The organism is Cobetia sp. ICG0124 (assembly GCF_004006355.1).
GTDB classification, from domain to species: domain Bacteria; phylum Pseudomonadota; class Gammaproteobacteria; order Pseudomonadales; family Halomonadaceae; genus Cobetia; species Cobetia marina.
This window is the reverse complement of record NZ_CP024893.1, coordinates 15,973-39,280: the sequence shown is the minus strand read 5'-3', so window position 1 is coordinate 39,280 and position 23,308 is coordinate 15,973. Positions and strand designations below refer to the sequence as shown.

The window sequence follows — 23,308 nt, the reverse complement described above, 5'->3', positions numbered from 1 at the left end:
ATGAGCAATCGCGCGATCATCAACACCGACAAGGCACCCGCTGCCATCGGGCCGTACTCCCAGGCCATCAAGGCGGGCAACACCGTCTATCTCTCCGGCCAGATTCCGCTGGACCCGCAGACGATGGAAGTCGTCGAAGGCGGTATCGAGGCGCAGGCGCGTCAGGTGTTCACCAACCTGAGCGCCGTGTGTGAAGAGGCCGCCGGCAGCCTGGGCGACATCGTCAAGCTCAACCTCTACCTGACGGACCTCGATGACTTCGCTCGCGTCAACGCGGTGATGGAAGAGTTCTTCAGCGCGCCCTTCCCGGCGCGTGCCGCCGTCGGCGTCAAGGCACTGCCCAAGGGCGTGGCCTTCGAAGCCGAGGGCGTGATGGTCATCGGCGACTGATCAGCGGCGCTCAGCGTCCGGAAAGCTCGCTCTCCGGTACCGTCACGCCATGCTCCTTGAGCACCTCGGCATAGCCCTCGCGGAAGGTCGGGTAACGGAAGCGATAGCCACTCTCGAGCAGCAGCGCATTGCCGCAGCGCTTGCTGGAGCGACGCCGCAGCGGCGACTGGATCACCTCGGTGGATTCGACCTTGAGCTGACGTGCCAACCACGCCATCACCTCGTGCAGCGGTGCACCATCACAGTCGGTGGCCAGGTAGATCGGCTCGACCGGCTTGCCCTCGAGACTCAGTGCGATCAGGTGCGCCAGCACCCCCGCGCAGTCGTCACGATGGATGCGGTTGGAGTAGAGTGGCGGATTGCTGGCGGCGATGCGCCCATCGCGCGCCTGACGGATCAGCATGTCGCGACCCGGCCCGTAGATACCGGAGAAGCGCACCACGGTGCCATTGAGCGAGGAGTCGAGCAGGACCTGCTCGCCTTCCCGCATCAGCTGCCCCGAGAAGCTGGTGGCGTCGGTGGGGGACTGCTCGTCGACCTCTTCGCCTTCCTTCTGGGCGTAGACGGAGGTTGAGGACACGAAGAATACGCGTGTCGGCGGGTTGGCACGCGATTCCAGCTCCGCGACCAGCGCACGAATGCCATCGACGTAGGCGGCCCGATAGGCGTCTTCGTCGAAGTGGTCAGCGCTCAGCACGTGTACCACGGTGTCGGCATCTGGCAAGCTGGCCAGAGCACCTTCCGCGGTGATGTCCAGTGCCAGCGTCTCGATACCGAGATCCGCCAGCCTGGACACATCGCGTCTGACACCGATGACGTGCTGATCGGCCTTGAGCAGCTCGCGCGCCAGCGCGCTGCCAACGTCGCCACAACCGAGGATGAGACTCGTCTTCTTCACCTTTGCCGTGCTCCTTGGTAAAACGAATCGGTACCCACCGCATCCCAGGATGCCAGTTCCGGGCAGGAATCATGACTCTAACAGAACTCCGCTACATCGTAACCTTGGCCCAGGAGCGTCATTTCGGACGCGCCGCAGAGCGCTGCTTCGTCTCGCAGCCGACCCTGTCGGTGGCCGTCAAGAAGCTGGAAGAGGAGCTGGGAGTCGCACTGTTCGAGCGTTCCAAGTCCACCGTACAGGTCACACCGCTCGGCGAGAAGATCGTTCAGCAGGCCCAGCGCGTGCTGGAACAGTCCAGCGTGATCAAGGAGCTGGCCAATGCCGGCAAGGATCAGCTCTCCAGCCCGTTGCGCATCGGCGCCATCTATACCATTGGACCTTACCTGTTTCCGCATCTGGTGCCGGAACTGACGCGGCGTGCGCCGAAGATGCCGCTCTACATCGAGGAGGGCATGACCGGCGATCTGCGCCGCAAGCTCAGAAACGGTGAGCTGGACATCATCATCGTGGCGCTGCCCTTCACCGAGACCGACGTGCTGACCAAGACGCTCTACGAAGAACCCTTCGAGGTGCTGTTGCCATCGGGTCACGCGCTGCTCGAACAGGACAGCATCGCCAAGGAGCAATTGATCAATGAGCGTCTGCTGATGCTGGGCGAGGGCCACTGCTTCCGGGATCAGATTCTCGAGGCGTGTCCGGCCATCGGCCATCAGATCAACAATCCCGAGAATACCCTGATCGCCGAGGGGGGCTCGCTGGAGACCATTCGTCACATGGTCGCCTCAGGCCTCGGTATCACCGTGCTGCCCTACTCGGCCACCGGTACCGGCCATTACGAGAGCGGCGTGCTCGAGACACGTCCCTTCAAGGACCCCGCCCCCAGCCGCAGCGTGGCCCTGGCATGGCGTGCCAGCTTCCCGCGCCCCAAGGCGATTGACGTGATCAGCCAGGCGATCGCCGAGTGCTCGACCCGCGCCCGCCAGAGCAACGAGAACGGCATGCAGGGTTCCGCTTCCCAGAGCCACGAACCGGCATGAGCAGGGCGGGCACGGACGCCTCATCTGCCGGGCCCGCCAGCGCCGGTGTCTTTGCCACCGGCGCGCTGGCGCAACCGCTGGACAGCCTGAGCGGGGTCGGCCCCGCGCTGAGCGAGAAACTCTCGCGGCTGGGACTGGAGCGCGTGGCGGACCTGCTCTTCCACCTGCCGCTGCGTTATCAGGACAGGACTCGCGTCACCCCCATCGGCACGCTCAAGAGCGGCATGGAGGCGGTGGTGGAAGGCGAGGTGACGGCCTGCGACATCGTCAAGGGTCGCCGGCGCAGCCTGCTGGTGCGCCTGCGCGATGGCAGCGGCATCCTCAGTCTGCGCTTCTTCCACTTCTCTCCCGCCCAGCAACAGCAGTTCCAGCGTGGCCACAGCGTGCGCTGCTTCGGCGAGGCGCGTGCCGGGGCCACCGGTCTCGAGATCTATCATCCGGAATACCGTCTGCTCGGTCAGGGCGCGGCCCCGGTGGAAGACCACCTCACCCCCATCTATCCGGCCACCGAAGGACTCAATCAGGCGCGCCTGCGCGGCTTGATCGGCCAGGCCCTCAAGCAGCTCGAGGAGACGCCCCATGAGCTGCCGGACCTGATCCCCGACACCCTGCGCGCACGCTTTCGCCTGCCCGGGGTGATCGAATGCCTGCGTTTCCTGCATGAGCCACCGCCGGATGCGCCCGTCGATCAGATGAGCGACGGCGTGCATCCCAGTCAGCGGCGTCTCGCCCAGGAAGAACTGCTCGCCCATCAGCTGAGCCTGCGGCAGGTGCGAGCGCGCATCCAGCAGGATGGCGCCCCCTCGTTGAGCGCCAGCGGTGGCCTGAGCACCCGCTTTCTTGCCCAGTTGCCCTTCTCGCTGACCGGCGCCCAGCGCCGTGTGCTGGATGAGGTACGCCGTGACCTGGCGCGCGAAGTGCCGATGCTGCGCCTGGTGCAGGGCGACGTGGGCTCGGGCAAGACGGTGGTGGCGGCAATGGCGGCCCTGATCGCCATCGGTGGTGGCTGTCAGGCCGCCTTGATGGCCCCCACCGAGATCCTCGCCGAGCAGCACTATCGCAACTTCCGCGAATGGCTGGAGCCACTGGGCATCGAGGTCGCGTGGCTGGCCGGCAAGCTCAAGGGCAAGGCGCGGCTGGATGCCAAGGCGGCCATCGCCGATGGCCGGGCACGCATGGTGGTCGGGACTCACGCGCTGTTCCAGGCCGACGTGACCTTTCAGCGCCTGGGGCTGGCGATCGTCGATGAGCAGCATCGCTTCGGCGTGCATCAGCGTCTCGCCTTGCGCGAGAAGGGCGAGGCCGGCGGCCTGACCCCCCATCAGCTGATCATGACCGCCACGCCGATCCCGCGCACTCTGGCGATGAGCGCCTACGCGGATCTCGATCTCTCGGTGATCGACGAGCTTCCCCCGGGGCGTACCCCGGTACAGACCGTGGCAGTGGCCGACCCGCGGCGCCCCGAGGTGGTCGAGCGCATTCGCGCCGCCTGCGCCGAGGGTCGTCAGGCCTATTGGGTATGCACGCTGATCGAGGAATCCGAGGTGATGACCTGTCAGGCCGCCGAGGTGACGCGTGACGAGCTGACCGAGGCGTTGCCGGAGCTGTCCATCGGTCTGGTGCACGGCCGCATGAAGGCGGCCGAGAAGGCCGAGGTGATGGCGGCGTTCAAGGAAGGCGAACATGACCTGCTGGTGGCCACCACGGTGATCGAGGTCGGGGTCGATGTGCCGAATGCCAGCCTGATGGTGATCGACAACCCCGAGCGTCTCGGCCTGTCGCAGCTGCACCAGCTACGCGGGCGTGTCGGGCGTGGCAGCACCGAGAGCTTCTGCGTGCTGCTCTATCATCCTCCGCTCTCTCAGCACTCCAGGCAACGCCTGGCGGTGATGCGCGAGACCACCGACGGCTTCAAGATCGCCGAGAAGGACCTGGAGCTGCGCGGGCCCGGCGAAGTGCTGGGCACGCGCCAGACGGGGCTGGCGGGGATGAAGATCGCCGATCTCGAGCGTGACAGCGACCTGATCGCCCCGACCACCACCCTGGCCGACGCCATTCTCACTGAGGCCCCCCAGGCCGCGGAGCCCCTGATCCGCCGCTGGCTGGGGGAGGCGGCTGGCCAATACGGCGCCGTCTGAGCGCCCTGCCCACCTGTCCCCCAACGCACTCCTTCAGCTGGCGCGGCTGGCCTTGATCAGCTGGGTGCCGGCACTTTCCAGCGGCTGCAACAGCCGCAGCACCAGAATCAGCTGTGACAGCGCCAGGCGCCCGGTGGTGGACTCGACCTGCTCGATCTCGGCCTCCAGCGCCGCGATCTCATGATCGCTTTCCAGCGTGAGGGTGATCTCGCCGCCCGCCTCCAGCTGCTCACCCAATGTCGTCAGCTGCTGACTCAGACGCTCGCCATGGCGCAACAGCGTCTCGATGCCGCTGCTGGCGGACGAGGTAGATTCCAGCTCGCCACGATGCGCCGCCAATGCCGACAGATACCCCAGCGCGGTATGGGCATGGAGCAGGAAGCCGAAGCCCGGTTCCACGTCACGCCGGAAATGGCCCGGCTCCTTGCGCGCCGTCGCCAGCAGGCTCGAGAAGGCGGCGTCGGCATTGTGGGCATTGCGCCGCGCCAGGCGGTAGGCCAGGTCATCGCGCTTGCCGTGACGATACTGGGACAGCACCTCCCCCAGATAGCGCCCGCTGGTCTTGAGGCTGACACCGGCCTGACGATAGAGCTTGCGGCCCTGCCAGTCCGGCAGGATCAACACCACGGAAAGCCCCGCCAGCAGGCCACCGACCAGCGTATCGAACAGTCGCGGCCAGATGAGATCGAAGCCATCACCGACCTGGTTGAAGCAGGCCAGCACCATCAGGGTGATGGCCGCCGTCGCCAGGGTGTAGCGTGACCCGCGCGTGGCGAAGAACAGCACCCCCGCGACCACGGCGATGCCGGCCTGGAGGGTGGGGGCCGGGAACAGGCTGATCAGCGCCCAGCCGGCCAGCAGACCGATCAAGGTACCGACGATGCGCTGAGCCAGGGTGCGCCGGGTATCGCCGAAGCTGGGCCGGCAGACGAACAGCCCCGTCAGCAGAATCCAGTAGCCCTGGGTCGGGTGGACCGCCAGCAGCACGCCATAGCCGGCCACCAGGGTCGCGGTCAGGCGCAGTGAATGACGGAAGATCGGCGAGCGCGGGGTCAGATGGCTGCGAATGCGCTCGAGCATGTCCCGCGTGCCGTGAGGCGAGCGATCCAGCAGGCTGTTGTCGCTTTCACTGCTGCTGGCTTCCAGATCGCCGAGTCGCTCGATCTGCCCTTCGATCAACCGCAGGTTGCCCGCCAGCGCCTCCAGCGCCTGCATCAGATGACGCCATTCAGGCCGATGCTGCTGCTTGAGATACTCGAGCGAGGCGTTGAGGTCTTCCAGCGCCTGCTGGCTGTCACTGGCCTCGAAGGGCTGACGCATCAGCAGCGCCCGGCCCAGCCCCTTGCAGGCGCCGCCCTGCTGCTCCAGCAGGCGCTGACAGCGGAACAGGATATCGTGGTGGAAGAAGGCATCACTGAGCTGGCCATAGGGGTAATGGCTCGAACTGGCCCGCTCATGAAGGTCCTGGGCGATGAAGTAGAGCCGCAGGTAGCGATCCAGCTTGCTGGTGTCGCGCCGCCCGGCAAGACGCCGGAAGACCATCTCCTTGGTCTGGTTGAGCGCCACGACCACGCGACCATTCTGCTCCGCCAGCGCCAGACGACGCGCCGAGCGATCCACGTTGCGCAGTGGCTCGAACAGCTGAGCCTTGAGAATCAGATAGCGGCCCAGTTCACGGTAGAGGGTCGCCATGCTGTGCTTGAGCGGCTGACGCGAGAACAGCGCGCACCACAGTACCGACAGCAGGCCATACCAGGTCGCGCCGATCACCAGCAGCAACGGCTGGACCAGATTGATGCCCAGTCCCGGCTCACGCAGCCACTCGGGCAGGCTGCGTTCCAGCAGCGCGATCTGCCCATCGCCATGCTGCTGCTCGAGACTGATCATGGTGTACACGGCCAGAATCAGCGAGGCGCGGGCGATGGCCCCGTAGCGGGCATCGATCGCCGCCAGCATCGGCAGAGTGAAGGTGGCCAGCGCCAGGCCGATCACGAAGGGCAACGGCATGCCGAACAGCAGTTCCACCGAGACGGCGGCGATGCTGAAGCAGGCCAGTGTCATGCCCAGCGCGCGCAGTCGCCCGCGCCAATGGTCATCCGTTTCCGCCAGTCCCGAGGCAATCACGCCGAGAAACAGCGGGATCACCAGCGCCATCTCGTCCAGCCAGAACCCTACCGCCATCACACCGCCCAGCGCGATGAGCATGCGCAGCGAATAGCTGAAGGCATCCAGCGTCCACAGTCGACGCAGGGAGTGGATGAGCGAGTGTTGCAGGGAGCGTGTCATGAAGTGTTCCGTGACCAGGGCGCACTCATGCCTACCCCGGATTTCATGGAGAATACCGATGCACCCACTCATCGAACGTGTCACTGGCGCCCTCGGGCTGTCACCGGAGATTGCCGAACAGGCGGTCGGCCTCATTCTCAAGTTCGTGCGTGAACAGGGCCCGGATGGGCCGGCGGCATCACTGCTGGGAGCCATTCCGGGCGCCGAAGGGTTGATCGGCAGCGCTGGCGAGGAAGCCGCCGAGTCCGGGGGCGGTGGCCTCATGGGCGGCCTGATGGGGGCGGTCAGTGCATTCACCGGAGGCAGCGGAGGGGGAGCACTGGAGCTGGGCCAGAAGCTGATGGGACTGGACCTGAACATGGATCAGGCACGTGGCGTGGCCGATGAGACGCTGAGCTATGCGCGCGAGCAAGCCGGCGATGGTGTGGTCGACCAGGTCATCGAGGGCATCCCGGGCCTCAAGCATCTGCTGTGACACCTTGTTCAGCGAATCCGCTTGAGCAATGACTGCAGACGATTGAGCTGGGCGGAATCCCCGACCAGACGCACGCGCTGCTCCATCATGCCATTCAAGAAGGCCTTGGGAGACGGCTTGAGCAGGAAGGCCACCGCACTCTCAGCATGCGCGAAGCGCAGCTCAAGCTCCGTATCCACCGGCAGACCGGTGCCGGAGGTCACACCTTCCCGAGACATCCGATAATGACGCGCGATGCTCAGATCCTCCGTGGCAACGCCCCAATCCAGCGAACGCGTCTCGAGCTGAGCGCGAAATTCGGGGTCGCGCCGGAAGGCACGCTTGAGCAGCAGGCCCAGTACCCACAACAGCAACTTGAGCTTCATGGCGTCATTCCTTGCGCGGCGACGTGGACCAGACTTACTTGGTCACCGCATCCTTCAATGACTTGCCCGGCTTGAAGGCCACTGTCTTGCTGGCCGGGATGGTCAGGGGTTTGCCTGTCTGGGGGTTCTTGCCGGTACGCGCTGCACGCTGACGCACCGTGAAGGAGCCAAAACCAATCAATGAAACATCGTTGCCCTTGGCGACCGTGTGGGTGATCTCGTCGAGAATCACGTTCAACACTTGACTAGCCTTGTCCTTGGACAGATCCGCACGCTCGGCGATGGCCGCAGCGAGTTCTGGCTTGCGCATGAAAAGCCCTCCTGGTTTGGCATTCTGCACGGGCGGCTCAGCCGCCGATTCTGACGGAAACTTCACTATCGTGCCTGACTACGCTGGCTTCAAGGGGTCTGCGACCATCGGCCATGGCATCGCCTAGCCTAGCAACGGCGGTGCCTGCCGCGCCAGCTCGACTTTCCTGCGAACGGAGGCGCCTGTCAACGCATATCCAATCAAGCGTTCGTTCGCATCGAGAGCGCGTGCATCGAGATCATCTCCCTCGCCCGTGATGTCCCAGCGCGCCACGGCCGTCCGAGGCGGGTAGGCCACGATGGGCAGCGCCGGTGTCTTGACCAGCACGGGCCAGGCCTTCCAGTCGAGCTCGACCGCCTCGCCGCACAGATTGGCGGCCAGCACCCGGGCTGCGGCCTGCAGGGGCTGCACGTACATGGCATTGACCCCTTCGACACTGGCGCAGTCTCCCAGCGCCCAGACATGCGGCCGGGAGGTGGCAAGGTGACGATCGACGCGGATGCCGTCCCCACCAGCACTCAACCCCGCGCCCTGTGCCAGCTTGATGCGTGGCGCGAGCCCCGTGGCCAGCAGCACCAGCGAGCCCTCCACCGCATGACCACTCTGCAGCACCACGCTGACGGGCGCCTGCGTTGCCTTGCCGGCGGTGATGGTCTCGACCATCTCTCCTTGCAGCCGACGCACGCCGATGGCATCGAAGGCCTTGCCAAGTCGCCGGCCGAGCGCCTGGGGAAGCAAGCCATCCAGCGGAGTGTCTCCCGCCGCGACCAAGGTGACCTCATGTCCTGCGGCTTTCAGGTCATTGGCGTATTCACACCCCACCAGACCGGCACCGACGATCACGACACGGCCACTCTCCCCCGCCTCACGCGCTGCCGTCAGCGTGGCGCTGAAGGCGGCGTAGTCATCGAGATCATTGATGCTCATCACGCGCGAGCCGACCGAGTCATCGATGGGGAAGGGTCGCCGCGGCGCGGCACCGAGTGCCAGCACCAGCTCGTCATAGGCCAGGCATTCCTCGCCCAGCCAGACCTGTCGCGCGTGGGTATCGATGCTCGTCACTCGCTGATGGGTGCGCAGCTCGGCGTCCAGTTCATCCACCAGGGCCACGGAGGTCTGCCGTGCCAATGCCCGGGCGCTCATGCCCTTGGCAAAGGCGGTGGACAGCAGAGGCTTGGCGTAATCGTGGCCACTGTCCTGACTGACCAGGATCAGTCGACTGTCCTTGTCACGCGCACGCAGGGCACGCGCCAGGCCAATGCCGGCCATGCCGGTGCCGATGATGACAAGGGTACGAGGGTCGCGCATGGCGCCATCTCCTGAGATCGATCCGAGAGGACGGCGGTCCGCCGTCACTGGCAGCCCGCCGCGAGCCTGCAAGGCGTCATGCCGGCCGGCTGGTGGCCATGGCTGTCCTCCAGTGACTCGCTGACCCAGCGTCTCGATCACGCCATGCGCATGCTCGATGGTCAGGGGCTGCGCGTGCGCCTGCTGCTGCAGGACACCGGCCCTGCCCGGCGTGATGAGGCGCGGATGCTGGGTATCGCGCCACGACGCCATGTCTGGCGGCGCGAAGTGGCCCTGTGTCATGGCGATGAGCCCTGGGTGATCGCGCGCTCGCTGGCGGCGCTGGACCTGGCCCATGGCCACCGTCTTTCGACGCTCGGCGAAGGCTCGCTGGGCCATTGGCTGTTCCGCCAGCCCGACCTGACCCGCAGCGCCATCGATGTCAGCCGGGCGCCACTGAGACTTGCCAGCACGCAGCCGCTGGCACGCACCGCCAGCCTGTGGATGCGCCGCTCGATGTTCTCGCACGGTCGCTTCCGGGTACTGGTCCAGGAAGGTTTCACCCCTCGGTTCCAGCACGCTCTGGAACTCCGCTTCCCGCCCGTCCAAACTGGCCGATTACCTCGCCCTGACTCGTCTGGACCGCCCCATCGGCACCTGGCTGCTGATGTGGCCGACCCTATGGGCCCTGTGGCTGGCGGCCGATGGGCTACCGGACCGCGATACGCTGCTGATCTTCGTGGCTGGCGTCTATCTGATGCGTGCCGCCGGCTGCGTGATCAACGACTACGCGGATCGCCACTGGGACAAGCATGTCGAACGCACCCGGGATCGCCCGCTGACCTCAGGACGCATCACGGAGCGCGAGGCGCTGACCCTGTTCGGTGTGCTGGTCGCGGCCGCCTTCGTGCTGGTGTGCTTCACCAACCTGACCACGGTGCTGCTGTCGATCGTCGCCGTGCTGCTGGCGGCCAGCTATCCGTTCATGAAGCGCTTCCATCATCTGCCGCAGGTGGTGCTGGGTGCCGCCTTCGGCTGGGCGATTCCGATGGCCTTCGCGGCGACGCTTGAGGAGGTGCCGACCTATGGCTGGTGGCTGTTCGCGGCCAATCTGATGTGGACGGTGGCCTACGACACCGCCTATGCGATGGTCGATCGCAATGACGACCTCAAGGTCGGCATCAAGTCCACCGCCGTGCTGTTCGGCCGCGCCGACACGCTGATGATCGGTCTGCTGCAGCTGGGCATGCTGGCGGTGTTGATCGGCATCGGCCTGCACCTGGCGCTGGGCATCTTCTACTGGCTGGGGCTGGCCGCGGCGGCCGTGACCTTCGTCTGGCAGCAGCGCCTGATTCGCGAGCGGGAGCGTGGCCCCTGCTTCCAGGCATTTCTCAACAACCACTGGTCCGGCCTGCTGATCTTCGCGGGCATCGCGCTGGCGACCTGGCCAGCTGCCTGACCCCTGCTGGCAAGCCGGGCGGCAAGCTGCCAAGCTGGCGATTGTCATCTCACTGTCATATAAGCAGGTTGTAATCGTCATCGACTTGTCATTCTGGCGCGTGCGCCGACTGCTGCATGGGATCTAGCGATGAGCTCCAAGACCGTACTGATTGTCGACGACGAATCCTCGATACGCGAGATGATCGCCGTCGCCCTGGAAATGGCGGATTACCGCGTGCTGGAGGCCGACAATGCCCAGGACGCCCACGCCATCGTCGTCGATGAAAAGCCCGATCTGCTGTTGCTGGACTGGATGATGCCCGGCACCAGCGGGCTGGAACTGGCGCGCCGCCTCAAGCGTGACGAGACCACGGCGGAGCTGCCGATCATCCTGCTCACCGCCAAGGGCGAGGAAGACAACAAGATCCAGGGGCTCGAGGCCGGGGCGGACGATTACATCACCAAGCCCTTCTCGCCACGCGAGCTGGTGGCACGCCTCAAGGCCGTGCTGCGCCGCACCACGCCCAAGGGCGTCGAGGAGTCGGTGGAAGTCGAGGGTCTGATGCTCGACCCCGCCAGCCACCGCGTGACCGCACACGGCAACTCCCTGGAGGTCGGCCCCACCGAATACCGCCTGCTGCAGTTCTTCATGACCCATCAGGAGCGCGCCTACACCCGCAGCCAGCTGCTGGATCAGGTCTGGGGCGGCAATGTCTATGTCGAGGAGCGCACCGTGGACGTGCACATTCGTCGTCTGCGCAAGGCGCTGGGCGAGGGGCATCAGCACTTGATCCAGACCGTCCGCGGTACCGGTTATCGCTTCAGCGCCCAGGCCTGAGACGCGGATGCGCTACTGGACGAACGAGCTATGGCGGCTGGGCTATCTGGCGGGCGGCTTCGGGCTGGTCGGCGGACTGCTCGGCCTGCTGGGCTGGGGCCTGGCGCTGGGGCTGGCGCTGTACCTGTTCGTCCATCTCAAGCACCTCAAGAGCCTCTACACCTGGCTGATCACCAACCCCCATGAAGAGCCGCCGCCCGGCGATGGCGTCTGGGGGGATCTGCTCGATCGTCTGTATCGCTACCAGAAGGGTCAGCGTCAGGCGCAGGAGCGACTGCGCAGTATCCTCAATCGCATCCAGGAATCCTCGGAAGCGATGCGCGATGGCCTGGTGATGCTCGACAATCACGGCGACATGGAGTGGTGGAACAGCGCTGCCGAGCAGTTGATCGGCCTCAAGGCCAGTCACGACCGCGGCCAGCACGTCACCAACTATCTGCGTGACCCCGTGTTCATCGATTACTTCAATCGGCTGGCCTATCGTGAGCCGCTGACCCTGCAATCGCCGCTCTCCGACAACCTGACCCTGCAGATCTCCATCACCCTGTTCGGTGACAACGAGCGCCTGGTGATGGTGCGCGATGTCACCCGTCTCTACCGTCTCGAGGAAATGCGCCGCGACTTCGTGGCCAATGTCTCCCATGAGCTGCGCACGCCGCTGACGGTACTGGCCGGCTATCTCGAGACCTATTCCGACTATGCCGATGACCTGCCCCCGCGCTGGCAGCGTGGCCTGGGACAGATGCAGAGTCAGACCGACCGCATGCAGCACCTCGTCGAGGATCTGCTGACCCTGTCGCGCCTGGAGACCGACGAGCTGTCGGGCGAAGGACGTCGCATCGACATGGCACAGCTGCTGACGCGTATCCGGGAAGATGCCGAAGGCCTCTCGAAGGAGCGGCATGTCATCACGGTGGCGGTCGAGCCCGGACTGGCCCTGATGGGTGAGGAGCAGGAGCTGAGAAGCGCGATCTCGAATCTGGTCTTCAATGCGGTGCGTTACACGCCGGAAGACTGCCACATCACGCTGCGCTGCCAGAGCACCAGCGAGGGCGTGATGGTCGAGGTGGAGGATGACGGTGACGGCATTGATCCCGTGCATCTACCGCGCCTGACGGAGCGCTTCTATCGCATCGACAAGGGACGCAGCACCGCCACTGGTGGCACCGGGCTGGGACTGGCCATCGTCAAGCATGTGCTGATCCGCCATCAGGGCCGCCTGGAGATCGACAGCCTGCCCGGCGAGGGCGCACGCTTCCGTTGTCATTTCCCGGCGGAACGCCGCTGCGCGACGACTGCAGCCTGGCTCAGCGGCGCGGGGCAGGCAGCTGTCGGTAGTGGCTCTGCCACATCAGGACGGCACCCGCCACGGCCCCGGGAATGAACAGCAGGTTGGCCAAGGGCACCAGCGTCAGCACGAACACGGCACCACCGAAGGTCAGTGACGGCCACCAGCGCGCCTTGAGACGCTGCTTCATGTCGCCGAAGCTGACCTGATGGTTGTCCATCGGATAGTCCAGATACTGGATCGCCATGCTCCAGGCCGAGAACAGCCCCCACAGCAGCGGTGAGAGCAGATTCAGGCCCGGAATGAAGCCGAGAATGAACAGCGCGATCATGCGGGGAATGAAGTAACCCAGTTTGGCCATCTCGCGCCCCAGCGAGTCGATCCCGATCTTCACCAGGCCACGCTCATCCTCGATCAGGGTGCCATCCAGTCGATGCTCGACCTTCTCGGCCAGAATGCCGTAGAACGGCGCCGCGATCAGATTGGTCACCAGGCTGAAGGTGAAGAACACCGCCAGCAACAGACTCAGCACCAGCACCGGCCAGATCAACCAGCTCAGCCATTCCAGCCAGCTGGGCACCTTGAGCATCCAGTAATCGATCCAGCCCTCGAACTGGCTGAACAACAGCCACAGCGTGGCACTGTAGAGCACCAGGTTGATCGCCAGTGGTACGAACACGAAACGGCGTAGCCCGGGGGTATAGACCATGCGGGTCCCGCGGACCAGCGCCGATACGGCATCAATCATGCGACGTCCTCGTCATTTCGTGAAAGGCGGCTGCCCCTTGTCGAGATCCTGCGGCTGGAGGTCATGGGTGTCGGTGTGACGCACGTCCACGCCCTTGACCAGGAAGATGACGTACTCGGCGAGGTTGTCGGCGTGATCCCCGATACGCTCCAGCGCACGCAGAATCCACATCACGTTGAGCACCGGGGTGATCTGGCGCGCGTCTTCCATCATGAAGGTCATCAGCGAACGCATCGCGCTCTGGTATTCCAGATCCACCGAGGCATCCTCACGCAGTACCTTGAGCGCCAGATCCGTATCGAAGCGGGCGAAGGCGGTCAGCGAGTCACGCACCATGCTGCGCACATGCTGACTGAGGTGACGAACCTCGACCATGCCACGCGGGCTCTGGCCGTTCTCGACCAGCGAGATGGCATTGCGCGCGATCTTGCTGGATTCATCGCCGATACGCTCCAGGTCCGAGGTGGCGCGAATCACGGCCAGCACCAGACGCAGATCGGAGGCCGCCGGCTGACGGCGCGCCAGCACGCGGGTGCACTCGTCATCGATCTTCAGCTGCATGTCGTTGACGGCCTTGTCATTGTCACGCACGCGTGTCGCCGTCTCGCTGTCACCCTCCAGCAGGGCCGTGACGGCATCCTGCAGCTGCTTCTCCACCAGACCGCCCATGGCCAGCAGGTGTGTCTTCAGCGCATCCAGCTCGTGATTGAACTGCTGGGATATGTGCTTGCCGTGCGAATCGCTGGTGATATCCATTACCCTCTCCCGGGAAGTCATCCGCCGAGGCAGGCGGCTGGCGCAGGCGGCTCCCTCCTAGCATGACGCCTCTTGATTGCAGTTATATTTCACTCCCGAAACGACCGGTGATGTAGTCCTCGGTCTGGCGACGACGCGGATTGGTGAACAGCTGATCGGTCGGGGCATATTCCACCAGCTGCCCTTCATGCAGAAAGGCCGTGGCATCCGAGACACGTGCTGCCTGCTGCATGTTGTGGGTGACGATGACCAACGTCAGGCGTGAGCGCAGCGAGCGGATCAGCTCCTCGATCTTGAGCGTCGAGATCGGGTCCAGCGCCGAGGCTGGCTCATCCAGCAGCAGGACTTCCGGCTCCACCGCCAGCGTGCGCGCGATCACCAGGCGCTGCTGCTGGCCACCGGAAAGCCCCAGCGCGCTGTCGAACAGCCGGTCCTTCACTTCCTCCCACAGCGCCGCGGCCCGCAGACAGGATTCGACCTTGTCATCCAGATGGCGCTTGTCATTCTCGCCGACCAGCCTCAGCCCGAAGGCCACGTTCTCGTAGACCGACATCGGAAAGGGGTTGGGCGTCTGGAACACCATGCCGACGCGCCGGCGCAGCATGGGGACATCCACGCCCCGGGCATGGATGTCCTCGCCTTCCAGCCAGACCTTGCCGCTCAGGCGTGACTGCTCATCGAGATCAGTCATGCGATTGAAGGTGCGCAGCAGGCTCGACTTGCCACATCCCGAGGGACCGATGAAAGCCGTCACGCGCTTGCGCGCGATGCGCAGGCTGATATCGTCAAGCGCACGCCGTCGGTGACGCTCCTTGCCCACCTGCGCCTGATAATCGAGGCACAGGTGGCGGGTTTCCAGGCACGTGTCCTGTGCAGAGTCACGCTTCATTCGGTGGCTCCCTTGTAACGTTGTGCCAGCATGTGACGCAGGCGAATGGCACTCAGATTGAGGCACAGGATCACGACCACCAGCACCAGCGCGGTCGCGTAGACCAGCGGGCGACTGCTGAAGGCATCGCTGCTCTGGAAGGCCAGATCATAGACCTGATGGCCGAGGTGCATGAACTTGCGATCCAGATGCAGCCACGGGAAGCTGTCATCCAGCGGCAGGTCCGGCGCCAGCTTGACCACGCCGACCAGCATCAAGGGCGCGACCTCGCCTGCCGCACGCGCCACCGCCAGAATCAGCCCGGTCATCAAGGCCGGAGATGCCGCGGGTATCACCACGCGCCTGAGGGTCTCAAAGCGCGTGGCACCCAGTGCCAGCGCGCCTTCGCGCAGGCGATGCGGCACCCGCGCCAGCCCCTCCTCCGTGGCCACGATCACCACCGGCAGCGTCAGCAGCGCCAGCGTCAGCGATGCCCACAGCAATCCACCGGTGCCGAAGGTGGGGGTCGGCAGACGCTCGGAAAAGAACAGTTCATCCAGGCCGGCCCCCAGCCCGTAGACGAAGAACCCCAGCCCGAAGACCCCATAGACGATGGAAGGCACGCCGGCGAGATTGCGCAGCGCGATGCGGGTCAGCCGCGTGAGACGCCCCTGATGCGCGACCTCGTGTAGATAGAGGGCCGCCATCACGCCGAAGGGCATCACCAGAATCGCCATCAGCACCACCATCAGCACGGTACCGAAGATGGCGGGCCAGATGCCGCCACTGCCTTCATTGGGCGAGCCGGAGACGAAGTCGCGAAAGCGCTCCAGCGTCAGCAACAGTCGTCCGCCAAAGCCCATGGCATTCGGCTGCCAGACATGACGGATGTCATTCAGCGCGATGCGCCCCTCATGACCGCCATTGCCCCCGAGCAGCAGCTGGCCGGCGTCCAGGGCTCCCCGGAGGGCCAGCAATTGCCCCTCACGGGTGATCAGTGCCTCGCGTGTCGTCTCGAGCTCCGGAGAATGATCCAGCTCACCGGTGAGCGGATCACTCAGCGCTCTGGCCATGCCATACAGCACTCGCCCGTCGCGCATTTCCAGCATCAGTGCCTGGCGAGGAAAGCGGATATTCTCCATCAGGGTATCCGGCAGCCACTGCCAGCTCGCCGAGGCCCCATCCTGAGAGGAGGTCTGCAGCAGCCACCAGCGCTGCGACTGTCGCTCACGTTGCTGATCACCGGTGTCCGCTGCCGAGGGACGCAGCTCCTCATGCATCAATTCGCCCAGCAGGTGACGGTTGTCCGCCGCCGGCTCGCCACGGGTAGTCTTGAGCGCCGTGACGCTCTGCCCCGGCTGGGTGGTGAGTTCGACCTCGACCAGCCGTGAGGGCCAGAAGTGACTGAGCGAGCCCACCACCAGCAGGCTGATCAGCCCCAGCACCAGTACCAGCGAGACACTGACCGCCATGGCATTCAGCCAGCCCCAGGGGCCACCATCACGCCAGTAACGCGCCAGACGCGCCGTCACAGGCTCACGAGGTCTGAGCAACGAGGACGGCGGTACCGCATCAGGACGACTCATCCCCAGCCTCCACGTTGCGGCGGCATGAAGCGCAGCCGCAGCACTTCCGCCAGCGTATTGACCACGAAGGTGAAGAGGAACAAGGCCAGCGCGGCAAGGAACAGCAGGCGGTAATGGCTGCTGCCGACCTCGGCTTCCGGCAACTCGATCGCCAGGGTCGCCGCCAGTGAGCGCACTCCCTCGAACAGGCTGGCATCCACCAGCGGCGTGTTGCCGGCGACCATCAACACGATCATCGTCTCGCCCACGGCGCGCCCCATGCCGATCATCACCGCGGAGAACAGCCCGACGGCGGCGGCCGGCAGGATCACGCGGCGCAGACTCTGCCAGGGTGTCGCCCCCAGTGCCGCGGACCCCGCCGCCAGTCCGCGAGGGACTGAGGACAGCGCATCCTCACTGAGCGTGAAGAGTGTCGGCATCACCGCCAGCCCCAGCGCCATGCCGGTCACCAGGGTATTGCGCTGGGCGTAATCGATGCCGTGATGGGCAAACAGCCATTGACGGATGTCGCCCTCGAACCACCAGGCTTCCAGTTGATGAGCCAGCGTCACATCCAGCCACAGCAGCAGCATCAGCAGCGGCAACAGCCCGAAGGCGGCCATGTTTTCCGGCATCAGGCTGCGCAGTGCGCGCGGCGACAGGGTCCACACGAAACCGGCCACCATGGTGCCCAGCGGAATCAGTACCAGCCCCAGCAGCACGGCCATCAATTCACGCTCGACGAAGGGCGCGACCACCAGCGCCGCGATGAAGCCGATCACCACCGTGGGCAAGGCCTCCATCATCTCCAGCATCGGCTTGATGCGCGCCCGCTGGCGCGGGGCCATGAAACAGGCCACATGGATGGCACAGCCCAGTCCCAACGGCACGGCAAACAGCAGGCCGACCAGCGCGACCTTGAGCGTCCCCCACATGATGGGTACCAGCGACAGGCGGGGTTCATGGGCACCGGTGCTCTCCAGCTGCCAGATCCAGGCCGGTGCGTCACGCCCCTCATACCAGACCTTGCCGAAGATCGCGCCAAGCCCCACGACCTGATGCGGATCACGGATCTCGAGACCCGCATAGGCCTGTTCAAGAGCCCCCAGTCAGAGACCCTCGCCCTCATCCAGCCCCAGACGTTCACGCCACTGGTTCAGCTGATCGTCCGGCAACGGTACATAGCCTTCCCGCAGGATGGCCTGTTGTCCCTGACGCGACATGATCAACGACAGGAACGCCTGCTCCAATGACGGCAGCGGCTCGTCTGGCACACGATTGACGTAGATGTACAGGGCGCGTGTCAGCGGGTAACGCCCGTCGCGGATACTGGCCCGACTCGGAAATATCGCCATGCTGCCGGCGTCACGACTCACCGACAGCTGTTTGACCATGGGAGATGAGGTGCTGAAGCTGGCGTAGCCGATCCCGCCCGGCGAGGAGCCCACGGCGCCGATGATCGACGCCGACCCCGGTTGCTCACTCACGTCCAGTCGGAAGTCGCCGCCACACAGGGCGACACGCCGGAAGGCACCGTAGGTCCCGGAGGTGGCACTGCGCCCGAAGCGGCTGATCTGACGCTCAGCCCAGTCTCCCGACAGCCCCAGTTGCCCCCACCGATCGGCCCGCTGACTGCCACACTCATGACTGGCCGAGAAGATGGCATCGAGCTGCGCGATGCTGATCGTCTCCAGCGGATTGCGGCGATGTACGAGGATGCCCATGGCATCCAGCGCCACGGGGACTTCCAATGGCGGATACCCGAATGCCCGGATGAAGTCCTGGCGCTCCTGATCGCTCATCGGCCGCGACATCAGCCCCACCCGTGTGGTGCCGGCAATCAAGGCAGGCGGCGCCGTCGAGGACCCCGCTGCCTGCAACTGGACCCGCACCCCTGGATGGTAGCGACGCAGCTGAGCCGCCCACCGCGTCACCAGCACCGAGAGGGTATCGGAGCCCACGGCCGTCAGGTTGCCGACGACCCCCGGCACGGGGCGATATTCAGGTACCTCGGCCAGGAAAAAGCCGCCCTCAGGGGCGGCTTTTTCATTGTGCAGCTCAGCTCTCGCCCAGCACCCGGGCACGCGCATCAAGGAAGCCCTGTTCACCGATGCGCGTCCAGGGGGCGACCTGCTGCTGGAAGGCGCGGTAGGACTCGTAGACACGCCTGGCGTCCTCATCCTTGGCGATGAACTCGTCCAGCACCTCGTTGGACGCCTTGAACAGCGCCGCGTAGACATCCTGCGGAAATTCGCGCAGCTCAACGCCATGTTCCTCGACCAGCGAGGTCAGGGCGGTGGCATTGCGCAGCGCGAATTCATCCACCATCGCATGATTGGCAATCCTGGCTGCCTGGATCACCACCTGCTGGAGGTCTTCCGGCAACGCCTGCCAGGCCTCGAGATTGACGGTGCCTTCGAGAATGGCGGAGGGCTCGTTCCAGGCCGGGGAGTAGTAATACTTGGCCACCTGATGCAGACCGAAGGCCAGATCATTGTAGGGACCGACCCAGTCGGTGGCGTCGATCACACCGGTCTCCATCGCAGTGAAGATCTCGCTGCCCGGCAGATTCACCGCACTGGCACCGATGCGGTTCATCACTTCACCCGCGAGCCCCGGCAGGCGGATCTTCAGGCCTTTCATGTCCGAGAGACTGTTCACTTCCTTGTTGAACCAGCCGGCCATCTGGGTGCCGGTATTGCCCACCGCCAGCGGCTTGAGGTTGTGACGCGCGTAGATCTCGTCCCACAGCTTCATGCCATCGCCGTGATACAGCCAGGCGTTGGTCTCGGTGGTATTCATGCCGAAGGGCACGGCGGTGAAGAACTGGGCGGCAGGTACCTTGCCCTTCCAGTAATAGGACGCCGAGTGGCCCATCTGGGCTGTCCCGGAAGACACGGCGTCGAAGACTTCCAAAGCCGGCACCATCTCACCGGCCCCATAGACCTTGACCTGAAGACGACCACCGGAAAGCTTCCCGATCAGACTGGCGAACTCATTGGCACCGGTGCCCAGTGCCGGGAAGTTCTTCGGCCAGGAGGTCACCATCTTCCAGTGGATGGTTTCCTCCTCGGCGGCATTGGCCGTGGAGACGAAAGGTGCAGCGGCGAGACCGGCAGCACCGGCCCCCAGAGCAGAGAGAAAACGGCGGCGTTGCATGGGGCGTTCCTTGTTCGAGTTGTGGGCAATGCATGACGCGGCATCAAGACAGCAGATTATCTGCCACTATGCCGCGACCCATGGATGGCCCACAACTGCACCAAGGCCGTAGTGCCGCGCAGGGTCAGCTCAGCACTTCCAGCTTGGCGAAGCCCAGCACCAGCCACTTGTCGCCTTCGCCCTCGAAGCTGATCTGCACACGCGCTCGCTCGCCCTGGCCTTCGGCGTTGATGACCACGCCCTCGCCGAACAACGGATGACGCACCAGGCTGCCGAGCGACAGCGCCGGCATGTCGCCATTGGCCTCGACACTCTCCTGACGCGGCCCGGAGGGGCGACGATTCGGCGTAGCACGCTGGGTCGAGACCGGACGCGAGACCTGGCCACGCAGGCGCACTTCCTCCAGCAGCTCTTCCGGCAGCTCACGCAGGAAGCGCGACGGTCGCTGGAAGGTCTCCTTGCCGTGCATGCGCCGCAGCTCGGCGTAGGTCAGGTAGAGGCGCTGCATGGCACGGGTGACACCGACGTAGCACAGGCGACGCTCTTCCTCGAGGCGCCCCGGCTCCTCCAGTGACATCTTGTGCGGGAACAGCCCTTCCTCGACCCCGGCGACGAACACCACCGGGAATTCGAGCCCCTTGGCGGAGTGCAGCGTCATCATCTGTACGCATTCCTCGCCTTCGGCGGCTTCATGATCACCGGCATCCAGCGCGGCTTCGGCGAGGAAGGGCTCCAGCGCCTCGGCCCCTTCGCTGGGGGCTTCCGGGTCCATGCGCTCGCCCTGACTGAAGGCGCGACAGGCGTTGACCAGCTCGGCAAGGTTCTCGAGGCGCGCCTGGCCCTTCTCGCCCTTCTCGGCGGCGTGATGCTCGCGCAGGCCGGAGACGTGGATGACGTGCTCGACCAGCTCATGCAGCGCCATGCCGGCGGTGTCGTTGTCGAGGCCATCGATGATGTCGGCGAAGGCACGCACGGCGGTGGCGGCGCGCCCCTTGAGGGCGCCATCGGAAACCGCATCGCTCATCGCCTGCCACATGGTCAGGTTGCCGTAGCGCGCACGCTCGCGCAGCTGCTCGACGGTGCGCATGCCGATGCCACGCGCCGGCACGTTGATCACGCGCTCCAGGGCGGCATCGTCCTCGCGGTTGTTCATCAGACGCAGGTAGGCGAGCGCGTTCTTGATCTCGAGACGCTCATAGAAACGCTGGCCGCCATAGATGCGATACGGCATGCCCTGGCGGATCAGCGTCTCCTCCAGCACGCGTGACTGGGCGTTGGAGCGATACAGGATCGCGATCTCGTCGCGACTGTAACCATGCTCATTGACCAGTTCGCGGATGGTATCGGCGATGTAGCGCGATTCGTCGATGTCGTTGAAGCCGGCATAGACCCGAATCCGCTCGCCACGGCCGCTGTCGGTCCACAGCTCCTTGCCCATGCGCCCGCCGTTGTGGCTGATCAAGGCGTTGGCAGCCTCCAGGATGGCGCTGGAGGAGCGGTAGTTCTGCTCCAGACGCACCACCCGGGTATTGGCGAACTCCTCGGTGAAGCGCTGGATGTTCTCGACCCGCGCGCCACGCCAGCCGTAGATGGACTGGTCATCATCGCCGACCACGGTCATGCACTCGCGATCGCCGGCCAGCAGCTTCAGCCAGGCGTACTGCAGGGTATTGGTATCCTGGAACTCGTCGACCAGCAGGTGGGCGAAGCGCTCGCGGTAATGCGCCAGCAGATGCGGCGTATCGCGCAGCAGCTCCAGCGAGCGCAGCAGCAGCTCACCGAAATCGACCAGGCCGCCGCGTTCACAGGCGAGCTGATAGAGCTCGTACATCTCGACCATCTTGCCCATGTAGGCATCGCCATGGGTCTGGACCTGATGGGCGCGCAGACCTTCCTCCTTGCAGCCGGCGATGAAGTACTGGACCTGCTTGGGCGGCCAGCGCTCATCATCGACGTTGTGCTCCTTGAGCAGCCGCTTGACCATGCGCAGCTGGTCATCACTGTCGATGATCTGGAAGTGCTCAGGCAGGCGCGCCTCCTGCCAGTGGGTGCGCAGTAGACGGTGACTGATGGAGTGGAAGGTGCCGACCCACATGTGGCGCAGGCTGCTGCCATTGAGCGCCTCGAGACGCGTGCGCATCTCCCGCGAGGCCTTGTTGGTGAAGGTCACCGACAGGATGGCGTAGGGCGAGAACTGATATTGGTCCATCAGCCAGGCGATGCGGTGAACCAGCACGCGGGTCTTGCCGGAACCGGCCCCCGCCAGTACCAGCATGTTGCCCGGCGGCGCGGACACGGCCTCACGCTGATGCGTGTTGAGGTGATCGAGGAGGGGCGATTCGGACATGCAGGGCTCACCACAGGGCAGAGGAATCGAGGAGCGGAGCAGCATGAGATTCACTGCCCCTGTTCAGGCATCCACCTTATCACAGCGGCCTGCCTTGCTCTTCCTTGCCTCAGTGGGTATCGAAATCGTGGTCGTCGATGCGCAGGGTGGCGAGGCTCTTCTTGACCGCTTCCAGTTGCTCCTTGAGCTTGGGCCCACGCGCCTTGGCGACACCGACCGCCAGCGTATCGACGATCACCAGGTGCGCGATGCGTGAGCTCATCGGCGTATAGATCTCGGTATCTTCGTGCACATCGATATGCAGCGGCAGCGTGACCTCATCCGCCAGCGGCGAGCCGCTGGGACACAGGCCGATGACGGTCGCGCCGGCATCCCGTGCCAGACGCACGCTGGCGATCAGCGCCTTGGTGCGTCCGGTCTGGGAGATGGCGACCACCACGTCGCGCGGCCCCAGCGTCACCGCTGACATGTTCTGCATGTGCGGGTCGGTGTAGGCGGCAGTGGAGATCTGCAGACGAAAGAACTTGTGCTGGGCATCGTGGGCCACGGCACCCGAGGCGCCATAGCCGTAGAACTCGACCCGGCTGGCGGAGGCCAGCGAGTGGATGGCGCGTGCGACGGCTTCGGCATCCAGACGGTCACGCACTGACAGCAGCGTGCCGATGGTGGAATCGAACAGCGAGTGAGAGAACTCCGCCACGCTGTCGGAGTCATTCATCGAGAACTGGGCGAACTGGGTGCCCGTGGCCAGGCGTTGCGCCAGCTGGAGCTTGAAGTCCTGGAAGCCGGCAAAGCCCATCGCACGACAGAAGCGCACTACCGTCGGTTCACTGACCGAGGATTCACTGGCCAGATCGACGATCCGCATGTGAATCACCTCCTCCGGATGGCGGAGGACGTAACGGGCAACCTTCTGTTCAGAGCGGCGGAAATTCTCCATCCGGCTCCTCAGGTCGTCGAAGATGGCATGACTCACGGCACACTCCTTGCAGACTTCATGGGCATGCCTGAGCTTACGACATCCCCCGGGGGGTGTCGCCATCACAGGCGGTCTATGGTCACAATTTTGTCAAGTGAGCTATAGTAAAACGGTGTGGCGCCAGTGAAAGCCCA

21 protein-coding genes and 1 pseudogene are annotated in these 23,308 nt (G+C 65.0%); 8 read left to right on the top strand and 14 right to left on the bottom strand.

Annotated elements, in window-relative coordinates:
- Positions 1-390 (top strand): RidA family protein, encoded by a 390-nt coding sequence (locus CU110_RS00190; RefSeq protein ID WP_077379872.1) that lies wholly within the window; start codon positions 1-3, stop codon positions 388-390.
- Positions 391-400: 10 nt separating this feature from the next.
- Here CU110_RS00190 and CU110_RS00185 read toward each other — a convergent pair whose 3' ends face one another.
- Positions 401-1,288, bottom strand: coding sequence for an NAD-dependent epimerase/dehydratase family protein (locus CU110_RS00185; protein ID WP_077379870.1), 888 nt, complete (start codon positions 1,286-1,288; stop codon positions 401-403).
- Positions 1,289-1,359: 71 nt separating this feature from the next.
- Here CU110_RS00185 and CU110_RS00180 point away from each other — a divergent pair, with 71 nt between their 5' ends.
- Both CU110_RS00180 and recG read left to right on the top strand, forming a co-directional pair.
- The gene (locus CU110_RS00180; protein ID WP_077379868.1) at positions 1,360-2,325 is read left to right on the top strand and encodes a hydrogen peroxide-inducible genes activator; all 966 of its coding nucleotides are present in this window, start codon (positions 1,360-1,362) and stop codon (positions 2,323-2,325) included.
- A complete protein-coding gene (gene recG, locus CU110_RS00175; RefSeq protein WP_084207717.1) occupies positions 2,322-4,463 on the top strand; it encodes an ATP-dependent DNA helicase RecG in 2,142 nt (713 codons plus the stop codon). Before CU110_RS00180 ends, recG begins: the two co-directional genes overlap by 4 nt.
- A 33-nt stretch (positions 4,464-4,496) precedes the next feature.
- On the opposite strand, the gene yccS is transcribed toward recG, so the two are convergent.
- Positions 4,497-6,749 carry a YccS family putative transporter gene (gene yccS / locus CU110_RS00170; RefSeq protein WP_084207716.1) on the bottom strand — a complete coding sequence of 751 codons (2,253 nt, stop codon included), beginning with the start codon at positions 6,747-6,749 and terminating at the stop codon, positions 4,497-4,499.
- A 58-nt stretch (positions 6,750-6,807) separates the two neighbouring features.
- Here yccS and CU110_RS00165 point away from each other — a divergent pair, with 58 nt between their 5' ends.
- The gene (locus tag CU110_RS00165; RefSeq protein WP_077379862.1) at positions 6,808-7,224 is read left to right on the top strand and encodes a DUF2780 domain-containing protein; all 417 of its coding nucleotides are present in this window, start codon (positions 6,808-6,810) and stop codon (positions 7,222-7,224) included.
- Between the two features lie 8 nt (positions 7,225-7,232).
- Here CU110_RS00165 and CU110_RS00160 read toward each other — a convergent pair whose 3' ends face one another.
- The 3 genes from CU110_RS00160 to CU110_RS00150 all read right to left on the bottom strand — a co-directional run bounded on the left by CU110_RS00160 (position 7,233) and on the right by CU110_RS00150 (position 9,207).
- Positions 7,233-7,589, bottom strand: a complete 357-nt coding sequence (locus tag CU110_RS00160; protein WP_084207715.1) for a hypothetical protein — start codon at positions 7,587-7,589, stop codon at positions 7,233-7,235.
- 34 nt (positions 7,590-7,623) lie between these two features.
- Positions 7,624-7,899, bottom strand: a complete 276-nt coding sequence (locus CU110_RS00155; RefSeq protein ID WP_024952843.1) for an HU family DNA-binding protein — start codon at positions 7,897-7,899, stop codon at positions 7,624-7,626.
- 123 nt (positions 7,900-8,022) lie between these two features.
- On the bottom strand, positions 8,023-9,207 hold the full coding sequence (locus CU110_RS00150; protein ID WP_084207714.1) for an FAD-dependent oxidoreductase: 1,185 nt from the start codon (positions 9,205-9,207) through the stop codon (positions 8,023-8,025).
- Between the two features lie 78 nt (positions 9,208-9,285).
- On the opposite strand from CU110_RS00150, the pseudogene CU110_RS00145 reads away from it, so the two are divergent.
- The 4 genes and pseudogenes from CU110_RS00145 to phoR all read left to right on the top strand — a co-directional run.
- A pseudogene (locus CU110_RS00145) lies at positions 9,286-9,693 on the top strand (chorismate lyase); the annotation flags it as partial.
- A 103-nt stretch (positions 9,694-9,796) separates the two neighbouring features.
- Positions 9,797-10,645 carry a 4-hydroxybenzoate octaprenyltransferase gene (gene ubiA, locus CU110_RS00140; RefSeq protein WP_276317936.1) on the top strand — a complete coding sequence of 283 codons (849 nt, stop codon included), beginning with the start codon at positions 9,797-9,799 and terminating at the stop codon, positions 10,643-10,645.
- Positions 10,646-10,774: 129 nt separating this feature from the next.
- On the top strand, positions 10,775-11,464 hold the full coding sequence (phoB, locus tag CU110_RS00135; protein WP_077379851.1) for a phosphate regulon transcriptional regulator PhoB: 690 nt from the start codon (positions 10,775-10,777) through the stop codon (positions 11,462-11,464).
- Between the two features lie 7 nt (positions 11,465-11,471).
- Positions 11,472-12,848 carry a phosphate regulon sensor histidine kinase PhoR gene (gene phoR, locus CU110_RS00130; RefSeq protein WP_127734285.1) on the top strand — a complete coding sequence of 459 codons (1,377 nt, stop codon included), beginning with the start codon at positions 11,472-11,474 and terminating at the stop codon, positions 12,846-12,848.
- On the opposite strand, the gene cysZ is transcribed toward phoR, so the two are convergent.
- The 9 genes from cysZ to hexR all read right to left on the bottom strand — a co-directional run bounded on the left by cysZ (position 12,772) and on the right by hexR (position 23,171).
- Entirely contained in the window at positions 12,772-13,500 is a 729-nt protein-coding gene (gene cysZ, locus CU110_RS00125) for a sulfate transporter CysZ (protein ID WP_084207711.1), read from the bottom strand. The two genes, phoR and cysZ, sit on opposite strands and share 77 nt — an antisense overlap.
- Positions 13,501-13,512: 12 nt before the next feature.
- Positions 13,513-14,256 (bottom strand): phosphate signaling complex protein PhoU, encoded by a 744-nt coding sequence (gene phoU, locus CU110_RS00120; RefSeq protein ID WP_127734283.1) that lies wholly within the window; start codon positions 14,254-14,256, stop codon positions 13,513-13,515.
- Positions 14,257-14,338: 82 nt separating this feature from the next.
- Positions 14,339-15,145, bottom strand: coding sequence for a phosphate ABC transporter ATP-binding protein PstB (gene pstB, locus CU110_RS00115; protein WP_127734281.1), 807 nt, complete (start codon positions 15,143-15,145; stop codon positions 14,339-14,341).
- Positions 15,142-16,710, bottom strand: a complete 1,569-nt coding sequence (gene pstA, locus CU110_RS00110) for a phosphate ABC transporter permease PstA (protein WP_127734279.1) — start codon at positions 16,708-16,710, stop codon at positions 15,142-15,144. Before pstA ends, pstB begins: the two co-directional genes overlap by 4 nt.
- Positions 16,707-17,741: an ABC transporter permease subunit gene (locus CU110_RS00105; RefSeq protein WP_240665429.1), complete on the bottom strand. Its 1,035-nt coding sequence runs from the start codon at positions 17,739-17,741 to the stop codon at positions 16,707-16,709. Before CU110_RS00105 ends, pstA begins: the two co-directional genes overlap by 4 nt.
- A 57-nt stretch (positions 17,742-17,798) precedes the next feature.
- Positions 17,799-18,680: a phosphate ABC transporter substrate-binding protein gene (locus CU110_RS00100; protein WP_205694050.1), complete on the bottom strand. Its 882-nt coding sequence runs from the start codon at positions 18,678-18,680 to the stop codon at positions 17,799-17,801.
- A gap of 67 nt (positions 18,681-18,747) precedes the next feature.
- A complete protein-coding gene (locus tag CU110_RS00095; protein ID WP_077379831.1) occupies positions 18,748-19,848 on the bottom strand; it encodes a TRAP transporter substrate-binding protein in 1,101 nt (366 codons plus the stop codon).
- Positions 19,849-19,972: 124 nt separating this feature from the next.
- On the bottom strand, positions 19,973-22,195 hold the full coding sequence (uvrD, locus tag CU110_RS00090) for a DNA helicase II (RefSeq protein ID WP_084209565.1): 2,223 nt from the start codon (positions 22,193-22,195) through the stop codon (positions 19,973-19,975).
- Positions 22,196-22,304: 109 nt separating this feature from the next.
- A complete protein-coding gene (hexR, locus tag CU110_RS00085) occupies positions 22,305-23,171 on the bottom strand; it encodes a transcriptional regulator HexR (protein ID WP_043331730.1) in 867 nt (288 codons plus the stop codon).
- Positions 23,172-23,308 lie beyond the last annotated feature (137 nt).